General features: G+C 55.6%; 22 protein-coding genes. 6 read left to right on the top strand and 16 right to left on the bottom strand.

What is annotated here, in order from left to right; all coding sequences use genetic code 11:
- The first annotated feature begins 48 nt into the window (after positions 1-48).
- Positions 49-1,014 carry a lipoyl synthase gene (gene lipA, locus ACK13D_RS11080; RefSeq protein ID WP_010258979.1) on the top strand — a complete coding sequence of 322 codons (966 nt, stop codon included), beginning with the start codon at positions 49-51 and terminating at the stop codon, positions 1,012-1,014.
- Positions 1,015-1,127: 113 nt separating this feature from the next.
- On the opposite strand, the gene tatE is transcribed toward lipA, so the two are convergent.
- The 6 genes from tatE to ACK13D_RS11110 all read right to left on the bottom strand — a co-directional run bounded on the left by tatE (position 1,128) and on the right by ACK13D_RS11110 (position 5,798).
- Entirely contained in the window at positions 1,128-1,331 is a 204-nt protein-coding gene (gene tatE / locus ACK13D_RS11085) for a twin-arginine translocase subunit TatE (RefSeq protein WP_010671272.1), read from the bottom strand.
- 92 nt (positions 1,332-1,423) lie between these two features.
- The gene (locus ACK13D_RS11090) at positions 1,424-2,194 is read right to left on the bottom strand and encodes an amino acid ABC transporter ATP-binding protein (protein ID WP_010258981.1); all 771 of its coding nucleotides are present in this window, start codon (positions 2,192-2,194) and stop codon (positions 1,424-1,426) included.
- Positions 2,191-3,135 carry an amino acid ABC transporter permease gene (locus tag ACK13D_RS11095; RefSeq protein WP_187507852.1) on the bottom strand — a complete coding sequence of 315 codons (945 nt, stop codon included), beginning with the start codon at positions 3,133-3,135 and terminating at the stop codon, positions 2,191-2,193. Before ACK13D_RS11095 ends, ACK13D_RS11090 begins: the two co-directional genes overlap by 4 nt.
- A complete protein-coding gene (locus ACK13D_RS11100; RefSeq protein WP_010671270.1) occupies positions 3,132-4,019 on the bottom strand; it encodes an ABC transporter substrate-binding protein in 888 nt (295 codons plus the stop codon). The genes ACK13D_RS11095 and ACK13D_RS11100 overlap by 4 nt, the downstream gene beginning before the upstream one ends.
- A gap of 22 nt (positions 4,020-4,041) precedes the next feature.
- Positions 4,042-4,830, bottom strand: coding sequence for a deaminated glutathione amidase (locus ACK13D_RS11105; protein WP_187496069.1), 789 nt, complete (start codon positions 4,828-4,830; stop codon positions 4,042-4,044).
- Positions 4,830-5,798: an ABC transporter substrate-binding protein gene (locus ACK13D_RS11110; RefSeq protein WP_187496064.1), complete on the bottom strand. Its 969-nt coding sequence runs from the start codon at positions 5,796-5,798 to the stop codon at positions 4,830-4,832. Before ACK13D_RS11110 ends, ACK13D_RS11105 begins: the two co-directional genes overlap by 1 nt.
- Positions 5,799-5,918: 120 nt before the next feature.
- Here ACK13D_RS11110 and ACK13D_RS11115 point away from each other — a divergent pair, with 120 nt between their 5' ends.
- The gene (locus tag ACK13D_RS11115; protein ID WP_346554765.1) at positions 5,919-7,274 is read left to right on the top strand and encodes an aminotransferase-like domain-containing protein; all 1,356 of its coding nucleotides are present in this window, start codon (positions 5,919-5,921) and stop codon (positions 7,272-7,274) included.
- On the opposite strand, the gene ACK13D_RS11120 is transcribed toward ACK13D_RS11115, so the two are convergent.
- The 3 genes from ACK13D_RS11120 to ACK13D_RS22065 form a co-directional block, all read right to left on the bottom strand.
- Positions 7,252-7,683, bottom strand: coding sequence for a GNAT family N-acetyltransferase (locus ACK13D_RS11120; protein ID WP_010258992.1), 432 nt, complete (start codon positions 7,681-7,683; stop codon positions 7,252-7,254). The two genes, ACK13D_RS11115 and ACK13D_RS11120, sit on opposite strands and share 23 nt — an antisense overlap.
- A gap of 226 nt (positions 7,684-7,909) precedes the next feature.
- Positions 7,910-8,119, bottom strand: coding sequence for a transcription antiterminator/RNA stability regulator CspE (gene cspE, locus ACK13D_RS11125; protein WP_006118399.1), 210 nt, complete (start codon positions 8,117-8,119; stop codon positions 7,910-7,912).
- A 957-nt stretch (positions 8,120-9,076) separates the two neighbouring features.
- The gene (locus ACK13D_RS22065) at positions 9,077-9,160 is read right to left on the bottom strand and encodes a membrane protein (protein ID WP_019105993.1); all 84 of its coding nucleotides are present in this window, start codon (positions 9,158-9,160) and stop codon (positions 9,077-9,079) included.
- A 256-nt stretch (positions 9,161-9,416) separates the two neighbouring features.
- On the opposite strand from ACK13D_RS22065, the gene ACK13D_RS11130 reads away from it, so the two are divergent.
- On the top strand, positions 9,417-9,662 hold the full coding sequence (locus ACK13D_RS11130) for a hypothetical protein (RefSeq protein WP_010258994.1): 246 nt from the start codon (positions 9,417-9,419) through the stop codon (positions 9,660-9,662).
- A 190-nt stretch (positions 9,663-9,852) separates the two neighbouring features.
- On the opposite strand, the gene gntT is transcribed toward ACK13D_RS11130, so the two are convergent.
- The gene (gntT, locus tag ACK13D_RS11135) at positions 9,853-11,169 is read right to left on the bottom strand and encodes a gluconate transporter (protein ID WP_010258995.1); all 1,317 of its coding nucleotides are present in this window, start codon (positions 11,167-11,169) and stop codon (positions 9,853-9,855) included.
- A 291-nt stretch (positions 11,170-11,460) separates the two neighbouring features.
- On the opposite strand from gntT, the gene ACK13D_RS11140 reads away from it, so the two are divergent.
- A complete protein-coding gene (locus ACK13D_RS11140) occupies positions 11,461-12,609 on the top strand; it encodes an iron-containing alcohol dehydrogenase (protein ID WP_418796350.1) in 1,149 nt (382 codons plus the stop codon).
- A gap of 165 nt (positions 12,610-12,774) precedes the next feature.
- Here the strand turns inward: ACK13D_RS11140 and ACK13D_RS11145 are convergent, their stop codons facing one another.
- The 4 genes from ACK13D_RS11145 to ACK13D_RS11160 all read right to left on the bottom strand — a co-directional run bounded on the left by ACK13D_RS11145 (position 12,775) and on the right by ACK13D_RS11160 (position 17,083).
- Positions 12,775-13,611: a Cof-type HAD-IIB family hydrolase gene (locus tag ACK13D_RS11145; RefSeq protein ID WP_033756869.1), complete on the bottom strand. Its 837-nt coding sequence runs from the start codon at positions 13,609-13,611 to the stop codon at positions 12,775-12,777.
- Between the two features lie 102 nt (positions 13,612-13,713).
- The gene (locus tag ACK13D_RS11150; RefSeq protein WP_191924558.1) at positions 13,714-14,178 is read right to left on the bottom strand and encodes an RcnB family protein; all 465 of its coding nucleotides are present in this window, start codon (positions 14,176-14,178) and stop codon (positions 13,714-13,716) included.
- 279 nt (positions 14,179-14,457) lie between these two features.
- Complete coding sequence (locus tag ACK13D_RS11155) at positions 14,458-15,555, bottom strand: ABC transporter substrate-binding protein (protein WP_418796353.1); 1,098 nt, start codon at positions 15,553-15,555, stop codon at positions 14,458-14,460.
- Between the two features lie 241 nt (positions 15,556-15,796).
- The gene (locus ACK13D_RS11160; protein ID WP_010259001.1) at positions 15,797-17,083 is read right to left on the bottom strand and encodes an HAAAP family serine/threonine permease; all 1,287 of its coding nucleotides are present in this window, start codon (positions 17,081-17,083) and stop codon (positions 15,797-15,799) included.
- A gap of 364 nt (positions 17,084-17,447) precedes the next feature.
- On the opposite strand from ACK13D_RS11160, the gene ACK13D_RS11165 reads away from it, so the two are divergent.
- Together ACK13D_RS11165 and ACK13D_RS11170 are read left to right on the top strand one after the other, a co-directional pair.
- Positions 17,448-18,038: a hypothetical protein gene (locus ACK13D_RS11165; RefSeq protein ID WP_033771112.1), complete on the top strand. Its 591-nt coding sequence runs from the start codon at positions 17,448-17,450 to the stop codon at positions 18,036-18,038.
- A gap of 150 nt (positions 18,039-18,188) precedes the next feature.
- The gene (locus ACK13D_RS11170; RefSeq protein WP_010259005.1) at positions 18,189-19,382 is read left to right on the top strand and encodes a zinc-dependent alcohol dehydrogenase; all 1,194 of its coding nucleotides are present in this window, start codon (positions 18,189-18,191) and stop codon (positions 19,380-19,382) included.
- A 65-nt stretch (positions 19,383-19,447) separates the two neighbouring features.
- On the opposite strand, the gene ACK13D_RS11175 is transcribed toward ACK13D_RS11170, so the two are convergent.
- Positions 19,448-19,654, bottom strand: coding sequence for a hypothetical protein (locus tag ACK13D_RS11175; RefSeq protein WP_061901678.1), 207 nt, complete (start codon positions 19,652-19,654; stop codon positions 19,448-19,450).
- A 139-nt stretch (positions 19,655-19,793) separates the two neighbouring features.
- Positions 19,794-20,486: a DUF421 domain-containing protein gene (locus ACK13D_RS11180; protein ID WP_010259010.1), complete on the bottom strand. Its 693-nt coding sequence runs from the start codon at positions 20,484-20,486 to the stop codon at positions 19,794-19,796.
- Between the last annotated feature and the right edge of the window lie 269 nt (positions 20,487-20,755).

Below are 20,755 nucleotides of genomic sequence, written 5' to 3' on the forward strand. Positions count from 1 at the left end.
TGAGTGGGAACGCTTTCAAATCGCAATCCGACCGGAACCTGCTGATTTATGAGTAAACCAATTCAGATGGAACGCGGCGTCAAATATCGTGACGCAGACAAAATGGCGCTGATCCCGGTGAAAACCGTGGCTGTTGAACGGCAGGAGATGTTGCGTAAGCCGGAATGGATGAAAATCAAGCTGCCAGCTGACTCCAGTCGTATTCAGGGCATTAAGGCCGCGATGCGTAAAAACGGGCTGCACTCAGTCTGTGAAGAGGCATCCTGTCCTAACCTCGCCGAATGCTTCAACCACGGCACCGCCACCTTTATGATCCTTGGCGCAATCTGTACCCGTCGTTGTCCGTTCTGCGATGTGGCACATGGCCGCCCCAATGCCCCTGACGCTAACGAACCCGCTAAACTGGCGCAGACGATTGCCGATATGGGCCTGCGCTACGTGGTGATCACCTCGGTTGACCGCGATGATTTGCGTGATGGTGGCGCACAGCACTTTGCCGACTGCATCAGCGCGATTCGCGAAAAAAATCCGACGATCAAAATTGAAACGCTGGTGCCGGACTTCCGTGGCCGTATGGATCGCGCGCTGGAGATTCTCACCGCGACGCCACCGGATGTGTTTAACCACAATCTGGAAAACGTACCGCGCGTCTACCGCCAGGTGCGTCCGGGCGCGAACTACGAGTGGTCACTGAAGCTGCTTGAACGTTTCAAAGAGGCGCATCCTCACATCCCGACAAAATCGGGTCTGATGGTGGGCCTGGGCGAAACCAATGCCGAAATCGTTGAGGTGATGCGCGATTTGCGTCGCCACGGTGTCACCATGCTGACGCTGGGCCAGTATCTGCAGCCGAGCCGCCACCACCTGCCGGTTCAGCGCTACGTCAGCCCGGCTGAGTTCGATGAGATGAAAGAAGAAGCGATGGCGATGGGCTTTACCCATGCCGCGTGCGGTCCGTTTGTCCGCTCTTCCTATCACGCGGATATGCAGGCCAAAGGCGAAGAAGTGAAATAAGCACGCTTTTACTTTAGAAAGCCCGAAAAACAAAAAACCAGACTGGAAACAGTCTGGTTTTTTTTATCTGTGCCTGAAATAAAAAGTAACAGTTATTTGCAGCAAATAACCGATTAATCTTTATGAACGACGCGTTCTGCCGGCACGTCTTCAGCCGCAGTTCGGGTTGCGCTGGTATCTTCATCTTTCATGGCTTTTTTAAAGCCCTTGATTGCGGAGCCCAGATCGCCACCCAGTGAGCGCAACTTGTTGGTACCAAAAAGCAGTACGATAAGCGCACCGATAATCAGCAGCTTGGCAATACTGATACCTTCCATATTTAACCTTTCAACTTTATCGAATCACGGTGACTGATATTTACGCGCAGTTTGCCTGCGGCGACAACTGGAATCTGTAACAGAGTAAGATCTCAGATGAAGCGACTCAGGAACGCCTGGGTGCGCGGATGCTGTGGATTCGCGATCACCTCTTCAGGCGTGCCCTGCTCCACCACCACCCCCCCATCCATAAAGACCACGCGATCGGCGGCTTCCCGCGCAAAGCTAATCTCATGAGTCACCACGATCATCGTTAATCCCTGGTCGGCAAGGGTACGCATGGTCGCCAGCACTTCGCCCACCAGTTCCGGATCGAGCGCGGAGGTCGGCTCATCAAACAGCATCAGCTGCGGCTTGATCGCCAGCGCCCGCGCAATCGCCACACGCTGTTGCTGTCCGCCCGAGAGGTGACGTGGCCAGGCGTCCGCTTTATCGCTTAACCCCACCGTCGCCAGCAGCGATCGGGCATGGGCCATAGCCTCCTGACGCGGGAATTTATGCACGCCGATGGGCGCTTCAGTGATGTTCTGCAGCACGGTCATATGGGGGTAGAGATTGAACTGCTGAAACACCATGCCAATTTTCTGGCGCTGACGGGCGATCTGGCGTGGCGACAACCGGTGCAGCACATGCCCTTTAAGTACATACCCGATCTGCTCATCGCCGACCCGAATCGATCCGGCGTTCATCTCTTCAAGATGATTGATGCAGCGCAGAAACGTGGATTTACCGGAACCAGATGGCCCGAGGATCACCACTACTTCACCGGGCCAGACATCCAGATCGATCCCTTTCAGAACCTGATTGTCGCCGTAATTCTTCTGCACGTTGCGGGCGCAGACCAGGGGTTCACGCTGACTCATTGCTCCTCCTGCTGGGGTTGCACGTTAGCCGCGATGGTGGCGCGTCTGGGGGCGCTGGCCACCCGACGAGTGCCACGCGCGTAGTAACGCTCGATGGCGGACTGGCCCAGATTGAGGATCGAGGTGATCAGCAGATACCAGATCACCGCCACCATCAGCATCGGGATGATCTCGAAGGTACGGTTGTAGATCGCCTGCACCGAATAGAGCAGATCGCCCATTGCGATCACGCTGACCAGCGACGTCGCCTTGATCATGCTGATCAACTGGTTGCCGGTAGGCGGAATAATCGATCGCATCGCCTGCGGAATGATGATGCGCCGCAGCGCCCGTGAACGACTCATGCCAAAGGCCTGGGTAGTCTCTACCTGACCGTTATCCACCGACAGCAGACCGGCGCGAATAATTTCCGCCATATAGGCCGCTTCATTCAGCGCCAGCCCGGCAATAGCGGCTGTCAGTGGGGTGATCAGATCGTTGGTATTCCAGCTGGCCAGCGTGATATCGGTCCACGGCAGCGTCAGCGACAGCGCCGGAAACAGCGTAGAAAGGTTGTACCAGAAGATCAGCTGTACCAGTAGCGGCGTGCCACGAAAGAACCAGATATAGAGTCCGGCAACGCCGCGCAGCAACCGGTTCTCGGAGAGCCGCCAGACGCCCAGCAGCAGACCGAGCAGCGTGCCGAGTACCATCGACACCACTGTCAGCCCCAGAGTGACCTGCAACCCTTTAAGCACGGATCCTTCAGTAAACCACTTGAGCACCACCTGCCATTCAAAGTTAGGATTGGTCGCCACCAGCCACAATAGATTGGTGCCGATCACCAGCACTAAAATCCAGCTGATCCAGCGTCCGTAAGTGGGGGCGTTGCGAGCGAACGCCACGTCGCGCAGCTGTGCCTCGCCTCTGTCACCGCTGTGCAGATGGCGCGGCGGGCTCATTTGCTGGCCTCTTTCGCCAGATTCAGTCCGGGTGCTGTGGTCATGTTGCCCTCAAGCTGCCACTTTTTCATGATGGCCGCATACGTCCCGTTCTGATACAGCTCTTTGTAGGCATCCAGCACCACCTGACCCAGCGGCGAGCCTTTCGGCACCACCGTGCCCTGGAAAATGTCGCCAAAGCCGTTTTTCTGCCCTTTGCCCGCCAGCTCAAGTTGCCCCTTCGCCTGATTAACAAAGTAAGTCAGCGGCGCCTGTGATGAGAAGAACGCATCGGAGCGTTTAGAACGTACCGCCAGAATTGATGAAGGCTGATCGGTAAAGGCCTGCACTGTCACGGCCGGCTTCCCGTCGGCCACACACCGGGCTGACTGCTTACGGATAACCTGTTCCGCAGAGCCAGCGGCCATGACGGCAATGCGCTTGCCGCAGGTGTCGTCCAGCTGATTGATTCTGGCCGGATTGCCCTTCTGCACGCCGAACACCACGAACTCCTGCACAAAATCGATGAAATCCACTTTCTGCTGACGGTCCGGATAATCACCAATCGGCCCAATCGCCAGCTGATAACGACCCGCATTGATGCCGGTGAGTACGCCTGATAAACCACTCACCGTTGCATGCTCGATCTTCACACCCAGCAGTTGTGCCAGTGCAGTCGTTAATTCGGCCGACGCGCCCTCCATTGAGTGCGGGCCATTCACAATTTCATAGGGCGGAAATGAACCGTTATTCACTGAAATCATTTTGCCCGATTTTTTGATCTCATCCGGCAACCTGTCATGCAGCGCCTGGTCAACTTTTTGCACCGGAATAGCGTCGGCAGCCTGCGCCAGGGATGCAGTCAGCCCCAGCGCCACGATTAAGGCGGTTGCTCTCTTCGTCATAATGGATTCCTGGTTCAGCGGATCAGTTGAGTTCGGGACGGGCAAAGCGCCGGTTTTCCAGTACCGGTAGCACCCGGCGGGCATAGGCGACGCGCTCAGGATCGAGATCGGCAAACAGCAGCGCCGGTGATTCCGCCGCATTTGCCACCGCCACGCCCAGCGGATCGACCACCAGACTGTTGCCGATATTGCGCGGGCCGCACTCCCCCACCGCCACCATATAGCAGGTGTTCTCCAGCGCGCGGGCGCGGGTCAGCAGTTCCCAGTGCATCTCTTTCAGCGGACCTTTAACCCAGGCGGCAGGCAGCACCAGCACCTCTGCACCATCCAGCACCAGCCGACGCGCCAGCTCCGGGAAGCGCACGTCATAGCAGGTCATTAATCCGACTTTCATACCCGCGACCTCAATCAGCGGCGGAATGACGTGGCCGGGATTGACCCGCTGCGACTCCTGCATCGCAAAGGCATCGTACAGATGCAGCTTTTCATAGGCGGCGATGATCTCACCGTTGCGGATCGCTACCAGCACGTTAAGCGCTTTTTGCTCGCCGGTGGGAACGTGAATGCTCATCATGGTGGTCAGCGCAGTGTGCTTGCTGGCGGCCAGCAGCTGGCTCAGAAAAGGGCCATCCAGCGGCTGCGCCGCCTTCAGCACTAAATCGGGGTCGGCTATATCACGTGCCAGCACCCCTTCCGGCAGTACCAGCAGATCGGCGCCACCTTCTGCCGCCCGCTGCATTAAGTCCAGACAGATACTGGCGTTCTCCTGCCATTCGCGGCTCACCGCAAATTGTCCCAGTGCTACTTTCATCATTTCTCTTCTCCCGCAGCGGCCGGAAACATTGCTTCCGGCGTCAGTACCTGGTGAGTCAGCCCTTGCTCATAGAGCTCGCGACCAAAGTCCGCAATCATCTTTCTGTTAACGCTAAAACCATTCTGATTCCAGTCAGCGGGCAATTCCTGCGCAGTGCGTCGCAAATCGTCCAGCAGCCACGGCGTGGTGTCGGCATATTTCTCTCTTTTCTGCATCCATAGCCGGTAAGAGCGATCGATGACCTCACTTAACGCCGCAGGCAGCCACGGATGCGCCGCCGCCAGTGCCGGTTTCAGCGCCAGAATGTGGATGCCCGGCACATAGCCGACACGATTAAAGTAGTCCCGCTCCGCCTGATAAAAATCGGTCTGCAGCTGCCGTAATCCTGAACCCGGCAGGAAAAAGTCCTCCGGCATAAATGGCGTGAAGATGGCATCCAGCTCACCCGCCTGCAGCATCTCTATCAGCGGTCGCTCGTCGGGCGCGGGTTCAATGCGGCCCGGGCGGCCAAATCCCGCCAGCCGATCGACAATTGGATGATCGGCAGTAAGACGACCGGCATACCAGAACACATCATCGATTTCGACGCCTGCTTCACGCAGCACCGTGCGTGTCCAGGTATTGCCCGAATCCTGCCAGCCGGTGACGCCGATTCTCTTACCTTTCAGCTGCGCAGGCGTGGTGATGGGGCTGCTGCTGGTGGTGATAATGCAGCGCTGGCGGAAGCCGCGCATCAGGAAGTGCGGCAGGCCAAGCAGTGTTTCGTCTCCTCTGGCCCGGCCCTGAGCATAGCGGCTGAAGGAGACTTCGCCCGCGTCATAGTCGGGGCTGGTCGCCAGATCATTCACCAGCGTGCCGACGCGGTCGATCTGCAGTTCAAAACCTTCTGGTCTGATATCACCCAGCGCCAGCGGGGTGAAGTAGTCCCAGTCGCGTACCGCCAGTCTGATGAGTAGCCTTGCCATGATCTCTCCGTTTACGCTGCACCGTCGGGACGGGGCATAAAATAGTGCTTGAATTTGATACTAGATCCGGAATACTTACCTGAACAATCATTAATTTGTTACTGAACAAAGTATTTTCTTATGACAGAGAGCGTCGACCTCAACTGGTTTTGCAGCCAGATAAAATCGCCTTCAGTGAAAGGCATTGCCCAGGCAGCCTCCGCGCTGATTCGTGACGGACAGATCGCGACAGGTATGCAGATGCCTGCGGTGCGGGAGATAGCGGAGCAGCTGGGTATCAGCCCGGCAACCGTTTCTGCTGCCTGGGCGCAACTCAGAAAGCAGAAAGTGCTGGCGGGCAAGGGGCGCAGTGGTGTCTGGGTCAGTAGTAATACGGTGATGCCGCGTCCGATTCGCTTTGAGAAGATCGGCAACTACGGTGATAACATCCGCGCCGATCTGACCCTCGCCGCGCCCGACCCCGCCCTGCTGCCTGACCTGCAGCGTGCGCTGCAGGCGGCCCTGCACTCACCGCAGCTCAACAGCTACACCCGTGAGGCGATTTCCGCGCCGCTGCTACAGGCGATCGCGCCGCGCTGGCCCTATGCTGCAGAGGCGTTTCTGGCGACAGATGGCGGTTTTGACGCGATGAATCTGCTGGTGCAAACCCTGGTCTCGCCGGGAGACCGCGTGATTATTGAAGATCCGACCGCGACCCGGCTGCTCGATATACTGGATAACGTCGGCGCAGAGATTCTGCCGCTGGCGTGTGATGATCAAGGCCCGCTGCCAGAGGTTCTTTCTCTTCTGCTGGAGCAGGCACCGGTAATGTTGATCTATCAGCCCCGCACCCACTCGGCCACCGGGAACAGCATCAGCCCGGCGCGACGTCAGGCAATGGCGCAGGTTCTGCAACAGAGCAACACACTAATCGTTGAGGATGATGGTATTGGCGATCTCTCCGCGGAGGCGAGCTGGAGCCTGGGTTCAATCTTTCCTGAACGCACGCTGCACGTCCGTTCGTTTTCCAAAGCCTATGGACCGGACCTGCGGCTGGCAGTGCTCTCTGCCACCTCGGAGATGGTCAGGCGCATTCAGTCATGGCGAAATTTTGGCGTCAGCTGGACCAGCCGCATTCTGCAGGATGCGGTGGCGTGGCTGCTGGAGGATGAGGAAACGCAACGGCAGATCGCCACCGCACGCGCGACCTACCGGCAACGGCGTGAAGCGTTGCTCACGGCGCTGGCACAGCGTGGACTTGATCTGCCGCTTCGCGACGGATTAAGCCTCTATATTCCGGTGACTTCAGAGCAGTTTGCCATGATCACGCTGGCTGCCCGCGGTATTGCGGTCGTGCCAGGCGAGCGCTGTCGGCTCGGCCCAACCCAATTTATTCGCGTCAGTATCGCCAGCCTCAGGGATGAACAGCGGGAGATGATTGCCGGGGCGCTGGTCATCGCCAGCGGACGGGAATTTAACTCGCTTGCAGATCTTTGATGAGATAACAGGGGGATTCAACATAGCCTTCACGGGCGTAGAACTGGTTCGCCTTGAGACGTGACTGATGGCAATGGACTTCCATGCGATCGCAGCCACGACGAGCCGCCAGCATTTCGGCATGCTGAATCAGCTGCTGGCCGACGCCTTTACTGCGCTCACCTTCTGCAATGCAGAAATAGCTGATGCGGGCGAAATCACCGGCCAGCGCCAGCTGAGGAATAAAATGTAAGGAGAGAAACCCCAGCACCTGACTGCCATGTTCAGCCACCAACAGCGCTTCACTGGGATCGCTGCATAACTGCGCCAGGCGCTGTTCAATAAAGCTTTCAGTGCCGCCGTAGCCTAACTCGCTCAGTAATGCACTCAAAGCAAAACTGTCTTTCAACTCTGCCTGACGTATGTTCATCCTGCCTCCTCACTCACCGGGTTCTGTCGCACAGTTATATAGCGTCGCAAGCCAAAAAGCTGCATATCGGGTTGTTATAAATATGTTACGGTTATTTAGTGTGAACCGCCGCGCAGTTTGTGCGGCAACGCGCCGAGAGTGAGAGTACGACAGGGGGGATGAAGCGCAGATTACAGCCATAAAAAAACCCGCCATAAGGCGGGTTTTTAGAATTCTGACTGTTAACTTACAGACTGATAACGTTAGCAGCAGATGGGCCTTTAGCGCCGTCGGTGATTTCAAACTCTACGCGCTGACCTTCAGCCAGAGTTTTGAAGCCGTTGCTCTGGATTGCAGAGAAATGTACGAATACATCTTTGCTGCCATCTTCAGGAGTAATGAAACCGAATCCTTTAGATTCATTAAACCACTTAACGTTACCTTTGATCTTAGACATCTATATTACCTTTACATGAAAAATGGACACTAAACTGTGTCGGGGTCTAGTACAGCAATTGCTGAGGGATTTGTCCAGCATGATTTGATGAAAAAGTGATAAATATCGACATTCTGTACATCCATCACACTTTCCTGCTTTTCGACTTGCGAAACATCGCTCAACGCGTATCAGGCGCAGAGCAGGTATCGGTCGCTAACCTGCTGGAAACGAAACCCTTTTTAATTTTAAGCGGTTACGTTACTGACGTTAAAAAGAAAAATCTGATTAAGATATATTCCTGTTCTTAATGACGTTTACGCCGGTAAAAGCTCAATTTTTTTCTATCATCCGGTCGGTAAGTCCCATGACCTTAAACCCGTTTTTCTGCTTTTTCAGGCCTGCGTCCTGCCAGTGGCTATTTATTGTACGATAAATCTTAAATTCACTGGCGCAGATCCCGCTCCCTCGCCAAAAAAAATGAGTCGGCTGTGCCATTATCATCAGTCATGGCAGGCTATTCGCGGATATTTTAGCCAACAACTAATAAACACTGATCTGGATCAATGAAATGCTTTTTAGTGGCCGAATGCGCATTTGGCAACAAACAATCAAAAGCATAAGAAACTACTTTTCTTATCGCAGTGCGAAATAATATTGCCGCGCAATAGATAAAGTCCGCTTAACCTGTCAGGCACAGGCATCCGTTAATGCTGAGTAAAAGGAGGGTGAGACACAGGATGGTGATGAAGATACGTTGCGGTCAATGTGGAAGCGCCCGATTCGTTTTTACTGATTACCGCGAGGGCCAGCGAAACTTTCATGGTGCCTGCTGCGCATACTGTAAGAAACCTCTGGGCTCACAGGATCTGCTGCCCAATACGCCGATGGATCCCATTACAGACGCTCTGTTGGCCAGCCAGAAAACATTGCGGGCACCTGATTAGGTGCCCGCTGTTGCTGAAGCGTTAACAGATATCAGAAAATCAGTTTGAACACCCCTGTCAGGGTCAGTAAGCCAACGATAAAAATGATCGCAATAATCCACAGAATAATTTTCATTTCCTTTCCCCTCACCAATTAAACACTTTTCCTGTAAGCATTATAGACAGGAAAATGCGCCCTGCCGCTTCACTTAAGGCTCAACTGGTCATAAGTTCATCAACCCTGAGCTTTATTTAAATTCTGAGATAACGATCGCAACACCACTTTTTAACGGCTCTCTTTCTTCGTTTTACAGAACACTCCTGGCTAAAATTTAGGCGGCAAGGCAGGCCTCAAGAGTGATGAGATTGAAAATGAGTCGCGAGGAGATCTTATGAGCACGATTAATACCAGCATGGGCCGCTACAGCCTCAAGGCAAAAAACAGCGGTAACCACATCAAAGGGACTTTCGCCATCAACGATGAAGGCGGCACGCAGCTCTCTCTGCAGGAGTTTGACGAGCACTACCTTGATGATGTGGTGAATAACGTTATCTACCCCGTTACCGGTGGCAACCGTGACATTGCACACGCGCTGCGGGAACAGATGGTGAAAGCCGGTTTTGAACCGCCTCATTAACGTGGCAGATTCAGACTGAATCTTCTCTGTCAGGCCGCACCTTGCGGCCTTTTTTATGCTGTCTGTCCCGCACATCCCGGTTTAACCGGCAACAGGGGCAGCAAGCGCGACGGGATGTTCAAAGCCCAAAGAGGCAGCGGGAGAGACGCGAAAGCAGAGAGCCGCTGGCAGGCTTGCCAGCGGCAAGAGGTTAAATCGCCCAGGAGAGCAGCAGGCAACCCACCAGACCACAGACCGAAATAATGGTTTCCAGCGCCGACCAGGAGCGGATGGTTTCGCCAATCGTCAGGTTGAAATACTCTTTGAACAGCCAGAAGCCCGGGTCATTAACGTGCGAGAAGATCACGCTGCCGGACCCTACGGCGATGACCATCAGTTCCGGGCTGGCGCCGCTGGTGACAATCAGCGGTGCCACAATTCCCCCGGCGGTAATGGCCGCTACCGTGGCAGACCCCAGAGCAATACGCAGCACCGCGGCAATCGACCAGGCCATAAAGATTGGCGACAGCTGAGTAGAATGCATCATGCTGGCAATATATTTATCCACGCCGCTGTCCACCAGCACCTGTTTGAAGGCACCACCGCCGCCGATGATCAACAACATCATGGCGATGATTTTGATCGAGTCGGTCAGGGTATCCATGACCTGTTCCATCGTACGACCGCGATTCAGTCCAAAGGTGAAGATTGCAATCAGCACCGCAATCAGTGTCGCCATCACCGGGTCGCCAAAGAACTCCGCATAGGGCAGCAGCACATGGCCTTTAGGCAGCAGCATCTCTGCCACCGCACGCAGCGCCATCAGCACCACAGGTACCAGTGCCGTCCAGACGCTGACGCCAAACCCCGGCATTTCCGCCTCGGTAAAGGTTTTCGGGTTATAGAGTCCCTCAGGAATCGGTTTGTCGATGCCTTTCAGGAAGCGGGCATAGACCGGCCCCGCCAGAATCACCGTAGGAATACCAAGCAGCGTACCAAATAGCAGCGTTTTACCCATGTCAGCGTTAAACAGCGTCGCGATTGCGGTCGGGCCAGGATGCGGCGGAAGAAAGCCGTGCGTCACTGACAGGGCAGCCGCCATCGGCACCCCGACATAGAGCAGCGGCACACGTGCCGACGCCGCAACGCTGAACACCAGTGGCAGCATCAGTACAAAGCCGACTTCATAGAACAGCGCAAATCCGACGATAAAACCGGTCAGCACCAGCGCCCACTGAATATGCTTAGTGCCGAATTTTTCAATCAGGGTGGTGGCAATACGCTGCGCACCGCCGCAGTCGGCCAGCAATTTACCGAGCATGGCACCAAAGCCCATGATCAGCGCCAGGCTGCCCAGCGTGCCACCCACGCCCGCTTTGATTGAGGTAATCACTTTATTAACCGGCATGCCCTGCATCACACCGACCGCCAGCGCCACCAGGATCAGCGCGATAAATCCATTAAGCTTAAAGCGAATCATCAGCAGCAGCAGTAACGCGACGCCAATCGCCACATAGAGTAATGGCATAGCTTTTCTCCACCTTGTGCACTGAACATCATTCAGTGTCGGTTTATTATCATGATCCCCTGAGGGCTACAAAACAGTGCGCTGTAAGATGTTTACACATCCCGACAAACGCTGTTACCGATAACATGTTAAGGGTAACATCAGCAGGAAAGCACCACCCCGCCGGGGGTGAATTTCTGTTTTGCGAAGGTGATCAACTTTTTGCCAATGCGTTATCAGAAAGTTTGCCAGTCCCGGCGCCTTGCTTTTCGTTACACTCAGATTTTAGCGAAATGTAAAAAGGATGCGCTGGTGAGTGAGAACCTGAGTGAGCTGTACAGTAATCAACGAACCCTCTTTGGCCGGGGCAGCCTGGATAAACTGGTACCGCTGCTGGCCGCCCGGTCACAGCCTACTCTGCTGTTTTGTGGACAATCTTTTCTGCAAGGCCCCGCATATGCCCGGCTAAAAGCCGGACTCAACGATCACATTATCGGCTATGAAATTGTCAGTCATGAAGCCTCACCCGCCGAGATCGATGGCTGGGTTGCGCGCTGGCGCGGTCATGTCGATCGGGTCGTCGCGATTGGCGGCGGGAGCGTACTGGATGCGGCGAAAGCATTTAGCGCGATGGTACAACACCCGTTGCCAACCGCCCGCTATCTGGAAAAAGTGGGCGACACCGCGGTTCAGCCCATCACGTTGCCGCTGATTGCTATCCCGACCACCGCCGGTACCGGCAGTGAAGTGACGCAAAATGCGGTAGTGACTGACCAGCGTGACATTCAGATAAAAGCGTCACTGCGCCACCCGGTCTTTGTGCCGGAGGTGGCAATTCTCGATGCCGATCTGCTGAAAGGTGCGCCGGACCGGCTGCTGGCGACCTGCGGTATTGATGCGTTTACCCACCTGTTTGAAGCGTATCTCTCCGGCAAAGGCAGCCTCTTTACCCGACAGCTGGCGCTGACCGGCCTGCGTCAGTTTGTTCAGGCCTGGCCTGCACTTAATCGTGAGGATGCTGCTGGCGACGAGGCACGGGAAGCGATGATGATGGCGTCGTGGCTGGGCGGTGTCAGTCTCAGCAGTGCGGGTCTGGGGGTGATCCACGGTATTGCGGGGGAACTGGGCGCGATAAAGCCGTTCCATCACGGTGAAGTGTGCGGACGTCTGCTGTTTCCGTTCCTGGATCTGTTGTCCGACAGCGAACAGTCACTGCAGCGTAAGCTGATGGCGGGACTGCACCCGCAGCTCTTCAGCGAAACTACGGACTCACCGGCGCAGTTTCTGAAACAGTGGCTGCAGCAGCAGGCGATCACCCCATTCTGGCAGGATGGCCCTTCACTGAGCCGCGCCGAGGTGGAGTGGATTCTGGCGCGAGCCAACAGCAAAAATTCGCTGGTGAATTACAGCCGCGAACAGATGCAGATGATGATCGCGCAGGCCTGGCAAATCACGGCGTGATCAGGAGCCGCGTTGCCCGCATTCGCTGACCAGGCACAACCGGGCCTGCCAGCCTCGCCCGGCTTTGCTGCTCCTCAGCGCTATCCTGTTGCACCCGCTCTCTGAGCCAGGCGGCTGGCTGAATCACGGCGCTAACCGCCCTGGCTTAATCGCAGCGCCAGACGGCTAAGCCTGCGTGGCGCTAAAAGGCCCCTCACCTGCCAGCATCTGCTCAATCACCTGCAGCACGCCTTGCTCGTTGTTAGAAGGCGCGGCATAGCGTGCCGCCTGTTTCACCCGCTGTGGCGCGTTGTCCATGGCAAAACTGAAGCCAGACTGTCTGAGCATCTCCAGATCGTTACCGCCATCACCAAAGGCCAGCACCTGGTCGTGCGCGATCCCCCAGCGTTGTGCCAGCAGATCCAGACCATGCGCTTTATGATTCCCCGGCACGATCAAATCCACCGAGCCGTGACCGCTTGAGGTCGCTGCCACCCGCCCCTGATGCAGACGTTCAATATCCGCCATCAGTGGCTCGATATAGTCATCAGAGAGATTCAGCGCGAACTTAAACAGCCGGTCATGCTGCACCTCATCCAGATGATGAATCGGCTTCAGCCGGTGACAGTAATGGCGCATCTTCTTCAGCCAGTTCTCTTCCATGCCGTCGAAGTACCAGGCGCTCTCCCGGCCACACAGCAGGTAACGCAGACCCGGATAGTCGCCGTTTTGCAGGGTATCGATCACCGCGTCAACATCGCGGCGTTCAAAGGCACCGCAAAACAGTTCCTCATCACGATCGATAATCCATGCGCCGTTTTCGGCTACAAAGGCGATATCGCTGGCGATCTCCGGGAAGAAGGATTTGAGCTGGTAATACTGATTGCCACTGGCCACCACAAATTTGATGTCACGGGCGGTGAGTTGCTGATAGCAGTCGAGAAAGCGGGATCGATTGTACTGCTTGTTATCGTCCAGAAAGGTGCCATCCATATCTACCGCAACCATCTTAACCGTCGTCATCATGACTCCTTACACAGGGAATTTTCAGCGTGGAGTGTCAGGATAGCCGCTGGCGCGGCAAAACGGAAAGAAAGTGGGATGGCCGCAGCCATCCCCTGGGGATCAGTTCAGGGCGCTGTTCAGCACCAGCGCGGTAATTACCCCGGTTGCGGCAGCAATCAGCACATAGTTGCCGTCGATGTTTGCCCAGTGATAACCGCGCGGCGGTTCACGCAGACCACGTTCATGCCAGTCGGCTACGCGGTAATGGTCGCCGCGGTACGCCTGCGGGACAGGATGCCCGCGACGGAAGTCGTGTCCCTGCCAGGCGAAATGGTCGCGGTCATTACGTGCCTCTCTGCCCCGACCCTTGTTGTCCTGATCCGGGCGATGATTGACGCTGTCATGACGGTTGTTGCCACGCTCCTGATTCTGGTCAGAACCGCGATTGTCAGCACGATGGTCACCGTTCTGATGCGGCACAGGCTTGCGGGGCGCGTCATCACGATCGTCTGCCCGTGAGGCCTGAGAAAAGAGTGTGCTGCATGTTAAAAGTGAAGCGATAAGCGTTAATGTTGTTTTTTTCATGATACTGCCTCCGAAAATAACGGCTGTTCAGGCACCGTTGATCGGCATCATGGCAATAATTGTGGCGGGAGACATCTGTAAAAGTCTTAAAATCCGGTAACTTACACACTATTACGCTTGCTTATCGCTTTCTTAACACAGGACATGCGATGACAACGTTGCTGACGCAATCCAGAGGTTAACCGGGCAACCTGCGCTGTCTGAAAATCACGCTCTGGTTGACGGGATGATGGCCAGTGAAAAGTCAGGATGCTGAAACGCACCCTGACATTTTTGCGGTTATGGCGTGCTGAGGATCACTGGCGCATCCGGTAACCCGGTAAAGTGCGTCACGATGTGGTGGTAATCAGCCGTCGGGTCCAGATCGCGGAACACTTCCGGATAGAGATCTTTTGCCAGAATTTCCATGCCGATAATGTTGTAAGGGTGATTATAAAAATGGTGATAAACGCCATACACCCGTTTCTGTTTCACCGGTTCGATCTGCTCCAGACCGGTGCGGCTCTGCAGGCGGTTAAAGGTGGCGGTCACGTCGGTCTGACTGGCACCGTAACCAAACGGCAGCACGTTACTGTTCGGGCGTTTAGAGCCGGTCATGATATAAGCGTCCGGCTTCATGGCGATAATCTTCTCCAGCGACACAAATCCTGAGCTGCCGGGCAGCAGTGCAGAACCGATATTCTTGCCACCGACCGCTTCCACCAGCGCGCCCCAGCCGTTATGACCGTGGGTAAAGCAGCAGTTGTCGCTGTTACCGGCAATCGGTTCAATAAACACGGTTGGCTTGTGGGGCACCTGCGCAATCTTCTGCTGAAGCATCTGCCAGCGCTGCTGGTAAAAATCGGCGTAAGCTTTCGCCTCGGCTTCACGATTCAGAACGGTGCCCAGCACTTTCACGCTCTTCAGGGTGTTCTCTTTCGGATGAAGTTCAACATCAAGGAACAGCACCGGGATATGGAGATTTTTCAGGGTAGCAAGCACGCCTGACTGCGTCAGGGCCGGTTTGGCGCGCAGCTGCGCAATCATCAGATCGGGCTGCTTCGCCAGCACGCTCTCCAGATTGACCTGCCCCTGATCGTTAAAGCCCATATCAACAATCGATGCCGCCTGCGGCCAGCGCTGCTTCAGCAGGTCCCAGGTCTGGGTATCCTGCTTTTTCGGCAGGTTGTTCCAGGCAACGACACGCTGAAACGGGTTCTGGCGATCCAGTAATGCCAGCGCCATCACGTCACGCCCATCCTGTAAAATCACATGCTGCGGCTCTTTTTGCAGCGTAATTTTCTGACCATCCATATCGGTCACCGTGACCGGATAGGTGGTAGCCGCACAGGCGGTTGACAGTAAAAGTGTGGTGGCAGCAACTATCCCGATTTTCATTTTTCTCCTGTCCTTTTAGGGAATAATAATTATTCGCGTTAACTCTACCATGCTGATAAGTACCAAATGTAACTATTGCTAACCAGATGCGTCTGAGAGGCGGCATTAACAACGCGGCAGCGGGCTTAAATCAGGGAGCGATATCGCTGAATACGTGGAGGTGCACGGAGAGAATGGCGAAGGGCGGGCAGAATGGCAGGCGCATCCCAGGGGGATTGAGATGCGCCTGTTGCGCTAAGTGTTACTTCACCAGCGAATAGAAGATTGCGGAGATGGCAATCAGTCCGATCAGCACGACAAACAGATTGCTGATGTGACCGCTGTACTTCCGCATCGCGGGGACCTTCTGGATAGCGTACATCGGCATCAGGAACAGAATCATCGCAATGACCGGCCCGCCAAGCGTCTCAATCATGCCGAGAATATTGGGATCCAGCGTTGCCACCAGCCAGGTCGTCAGCAGCATAAAGAGTCCGGTCAGGCGATTCAGTCTGGCGGGCGCGATGGTTTTGCCGCGACTGCGCAGCGCCTTATTAACCATACCGTTAAATCCTTCGCGCGCACCAAGATAGTGACCGAGAAACGATTTCGTGATCGCCACAATGGCAATCAGCGGTCCCAGCCAGGCGATCATCGGCACCTTAAAATGGTTCGCCAGATAGGAAAGAATGGTGATGTTCTGCGCCTTGGCGGCGTGTAAATCTTCAGGCGACAGGCTCAGCACGCAGCTGAAGACAAAGAACATCACCGTCACCACCATCATCAGGTGCGAGCAGGCCAGAATGCGCGAACACTTTTTCTCTGCGGCATCGCCATACTCTTCCCGCTTTGCCAGCGCGAATGAGGAGATAATCGGCGAGTGATTAAAGGAGAAGACCATCACCGGAATCGCCAGCCACAGCGTCATCCACAGGCTGCTGCCCGCGGGCTGAACGTTCAGGGTCGAAAGCACAGCGCCGTGCCAGTGCGGGATCAGATAGCAGGCCATCAGCATCAGCACCGCCACAAAGGGATAAACCAGCACGCTCATCGCTTTGACAATCATCTTCTCGCCGAAACGCACAATGGTCATCAGTCCGACAATCAGCAGCAGCGACAGCAGCACACGCGGTGGCGGCACCAGGCCGAGCTGATTCACCATCAGGCTCTCAACCGTGTTGGTGATCGCTACGCTGTACATCAGCAGAATCGGGTAGATAGCGAAGAAATAGAGCAGCGTAATCAGCTTGCCCGCACCAACACCAAAATGCTCCTCGACCACCTCGGTGATATCCCCGGTCGGATTTTTACCGGAGAGAACGAATCGGGTCAGGGCGCGGTGCGCAAAAAAGGTCAGCGGAAACGCCAGTATCGCCATGATGATCAGCGGGATCAGCCCGCCGACGCCAGCATTGATAGGCAGGAACAGCACACCCGCCCCAATCGCCGTGCCGTATAAACCCAGCATCCACATGGTGTCGGTTTTACGCCATCCCGTATCGACGTCACTCTCAAGCGCGCCCAGCGTGCCAGTTTGCGTGGTTTTCATCAGATCTTCCGTTTTAAAAGCCGCCAGTAACCTGAGCCGTCAGGCAGGCAAATGTCCGCCCCACTCTGCGCCTCAGCTGCAACCGGATCAGTCAACGTGATGCTGACCCGCCCGTGCATAGGTAATCGATTGCGTGCGCCACTTTTTACACTACCTGACGATAAAAGTTCAAGCCGTGCAGATAAACACGCATGGATTGCTGAAAAAACCGTCAGGTTGTGCAAAGTGACTGCGCGGCGATCATGCCATCTTTGTGGCGGTTTTACCGCCCCTAAAAAGGTGATCCCTGTAACGGTTCAGCGCAACGGGCTACGCTTAAACAGATTCTGTCGCGATCACGCCGACAGGTGCACTGGAGAAGAGAATGAAAATTGCCTGCCTCGGATGGGGATCGTTAATCTGGAAAGCTGGCGCACTGCCGGTGGCCAGTCAGTGGCATCATGATGGTCCTGAGCTACCGATTGAGTTTGTGCGCATCGCTGACGGCGGCGAGCTGTCGACCGCGATCTGCCTTAACGCCAGCCCGGTGCCGGTGTACTGGGCCTGGCTGAATACCGCCTCACTTGAGAGCGCCTGCCGCGCATTGCGCCTCCGTGAAGCCATTCCGGACAGCCGTATCGATGGCATCGGGATGATGACGGTGACAGCGACCTCAGCGGGACCACTGGCAGAGTGGGCTAAGACCAAAGGCATAGAAGGTCTGATCTGGACCGGTCTGCCTGCCCGCATGGCGGGTGTTGAAGGCCAGATCCCGACGCTGGACGACGCGCGGCACTATCTGCAGCAGCTCACCGGTGAAACGCGTGAGCATGCCTGGCACTACATCGAACAGGTTCCGGCACAAATCGACACGGTTTATCGTCGTGCGTTTGCCGACCTCGCTCTCTGGCAACCCGACACCCGAGCCGTAACGGTCGCCACAACGCAGGTTCAGCCGCCCTGTCAGCCCGGCTGAAACTGACCAGCCTGCTGCACCGCTCTGCTTACTCCTTAAAGGATTACTACACTTCAGGCAGGTTTCGATTTCAGGTTTCCTGAGTCTTTCCCGTGCGTGGCCACGCCTTCTGGCCTGGCCGCCGTCCCCTAATCATCAGGAGATGAACAGATGAAAGCATTAACTTATCACGGCCCCCATAAAGTCAGCGTCGATAACGTGCCCGATCCCGGTCTGGAAGCCGCAGATGACATTATTCTGCGTGTGACCGCCACCGCTATTTGCGGTTCAGACCTGCACCTTTACCGCGGCAAAATCCCCGGTACCGGGCACGGAGATATCTTTGGTCATGAGTTTATGGGCGAAGTGGTTGAAGCAGGCAGCGCAGTGACCGCCGTGGCCAAAGGCGATCGGGTGGTGATCCCGTTTGTTATCGCCTGTGGCGACTGTTTTTTCTGCCTGATGAGCCAGTATGCTGCCTGTGAAAATACCAACAGCGGACGGGGTGCCATCCTGAACCGGAAAAACATCACGCCGCCCGCAGCCCTGTTTGGTTTCAGCAAACTCTATGGCGGTGTGCCCGGTGGACAGGCGGAATATGTCCGGGTGCCAAAAGCCAATACCGGCCCGTTTAAAGTGCCGTCGGTACTGTCGGATGAGAAAGTGCTGTTCCTGTCAGACATTCTGCCCACCGCGTGGCAGGCGGTGAAAAACGCCGAGGTGAAACCTGGCTCCAGCCTGGCGATTTTCGGTGCCGGACCGGTTGGCCTGCTCAGTGCCGCCTGCGCCCGACAGCAGGGTGCCGAACAGATCTACATGATCGACCACAACAACTACCGCTTAAACTTTGCCCGCGAGCGCTACGGTGTTATCCCGATTAACTTTGATGAGATCGATGACCCGGCCGGCTGGATTATCGAACACAGCACCGGCAATCGCGGTGTGGATGCGGTGATTGATGCAGTAGGATTCGAGGCAAAAGGCAGCATGACCGAAACCGTGCTCACCAATCTCAAACTGGAAGGCAGCAGCGGTAAAGCGTTGCGTCAGTGTATTGCCGCAGTGCGACGTGGCGGTATCGTCAGCGTGCCGGGCGTCTATGCCGGATTCATTCACGGCTTCCTGTTTGGTGACGCCTTTGACAAAGGGCTGACCTTTAAGATGGGACAGACCCACGTACACGCTTATCTGCCCGACCTGCTGAAGCTGATCGAACAGGGTCATCTGACGCCGGAAGAGATTGTGACCCACCATCTGCCGCTGGAAGATGCTGCGCGTGGCTACGATATTTTCGCCAAACGCGAAGAGGAGTGCCGCAAGGTGATTCTGGTGCCTGGCATGGCAGCGACACAGGCCACAATATAATTTCACAACGGGTCTGAAACGCTTAACCCCTGGCTCCCCGGCTATTCTCCGCCGGGGAGCTCATCTCAGAACGGCTTGCGTTGCAGGCTGCTTCGCCACTCCCGCCTCTCCAGCAGATGTTCATCCGGCGAATCCGCCGTATCAACCTGACTGCCCTGCTCCAGCCATCGCGCACTGCGTGAATGGGGATGACTTTCGCTGATCACCTGTTGTGAAAACGCGCCAAACGATAACAGCAAAAACAGTAATGCACTGGGCAGCCTCACTTTCATACGCACACCTCTTTGGTAACGGTGCCGCTATGCTGCCCGAAAGGTTTTCATTTTCTGTCAGTAACAGGCAAAGTTATGTGGTAAGCGGGAACAAGCTGCGACGGGTTTAACTGCTGTTTAGCCCGATTTGCTGATCTCGTTAATGCAGCCGACGCACGGTCAGTGCCGCGGACCAGCGCTGTCGCTGACAGCGCGGGCAGACAGCCTGCTGCTCAGCCTCAATGATCTGCGTCTGGCCGCAATGGGTGCAGGCATAGAGCGCGCTGACCGGCACAGTGCTGTAATCCTGCCGGTGCTCTGGGGGCAGTACGCTTAACCCGGCGCGCATCTCATCGTCATCGTAGAAATAGAGGCTGAGCTGACCATCGACCTCCACCAGCGCCAGCCGGATTTGCCCCAGATGCTCCACACCACTCTGCCGTAACTCCATATAAAACTCATCTTCAGAAATATTCAGCCGATCCAGACTCTCCAGCACATACAATCCCTCTTTAATCAGGGTAATCACGTCGCCCTGAATAAGCCGTGAAAAGCGCGGGCTGTGCGCCGTCAGCCAGGTCGTGAAGCGGTAGAGCGCCAGCAGGACTACAAACACCATAATGACCGGCAGCACCGGCACATCATCGTAAAATGTCACATCACCGGACGCGGAACCCAGCGTCAGGATCACCACCAGCTCGAACAGCGACAGCTGGCGCACGCCGCGTCGTCCTGAGACTTTCAGAAAGGTGAACACCACCAGATAAGCGATCATGACCCGTACCACCACCTCAAACAAAAAGGTGGCCGGTTGATCGTTAAGTAAGAAACGGTGCCAGTCGAATGAGAACATAGTCTGTAAAACATCCTGTTTTAGGGGGCGCGCATCGTCGCATCACCCGTTGATAACCCGCAGATTCAGGCCAGTGATAAGTAAATCTTGTCGCCAGCCCGCCAAAAGGCAAGCGAAGCTGTAACGCGAAAGTGGGCGAGTCTGACCTCTCTGCATGTTGAGGAAAAGGTTAACAAAGCTGAAAATGGCGCTGACACTATTCACGCTACGCTTATCGGGCCGTTCGCAAAACCGCATGCTAAAACTTCCTGTTTCTGGCTGGATAATTT

The sequence above is a fragment of the Pantoea sp. K16 genome (genome assembly GCF_048452805.1).
Taxonomy (GTDB): Bacteria; Pseudomonadota; Gammaproteobacteria; order Enterobacterales; family Enterobacteriaceae; genus Pantoea; species Pantoea agglomerans.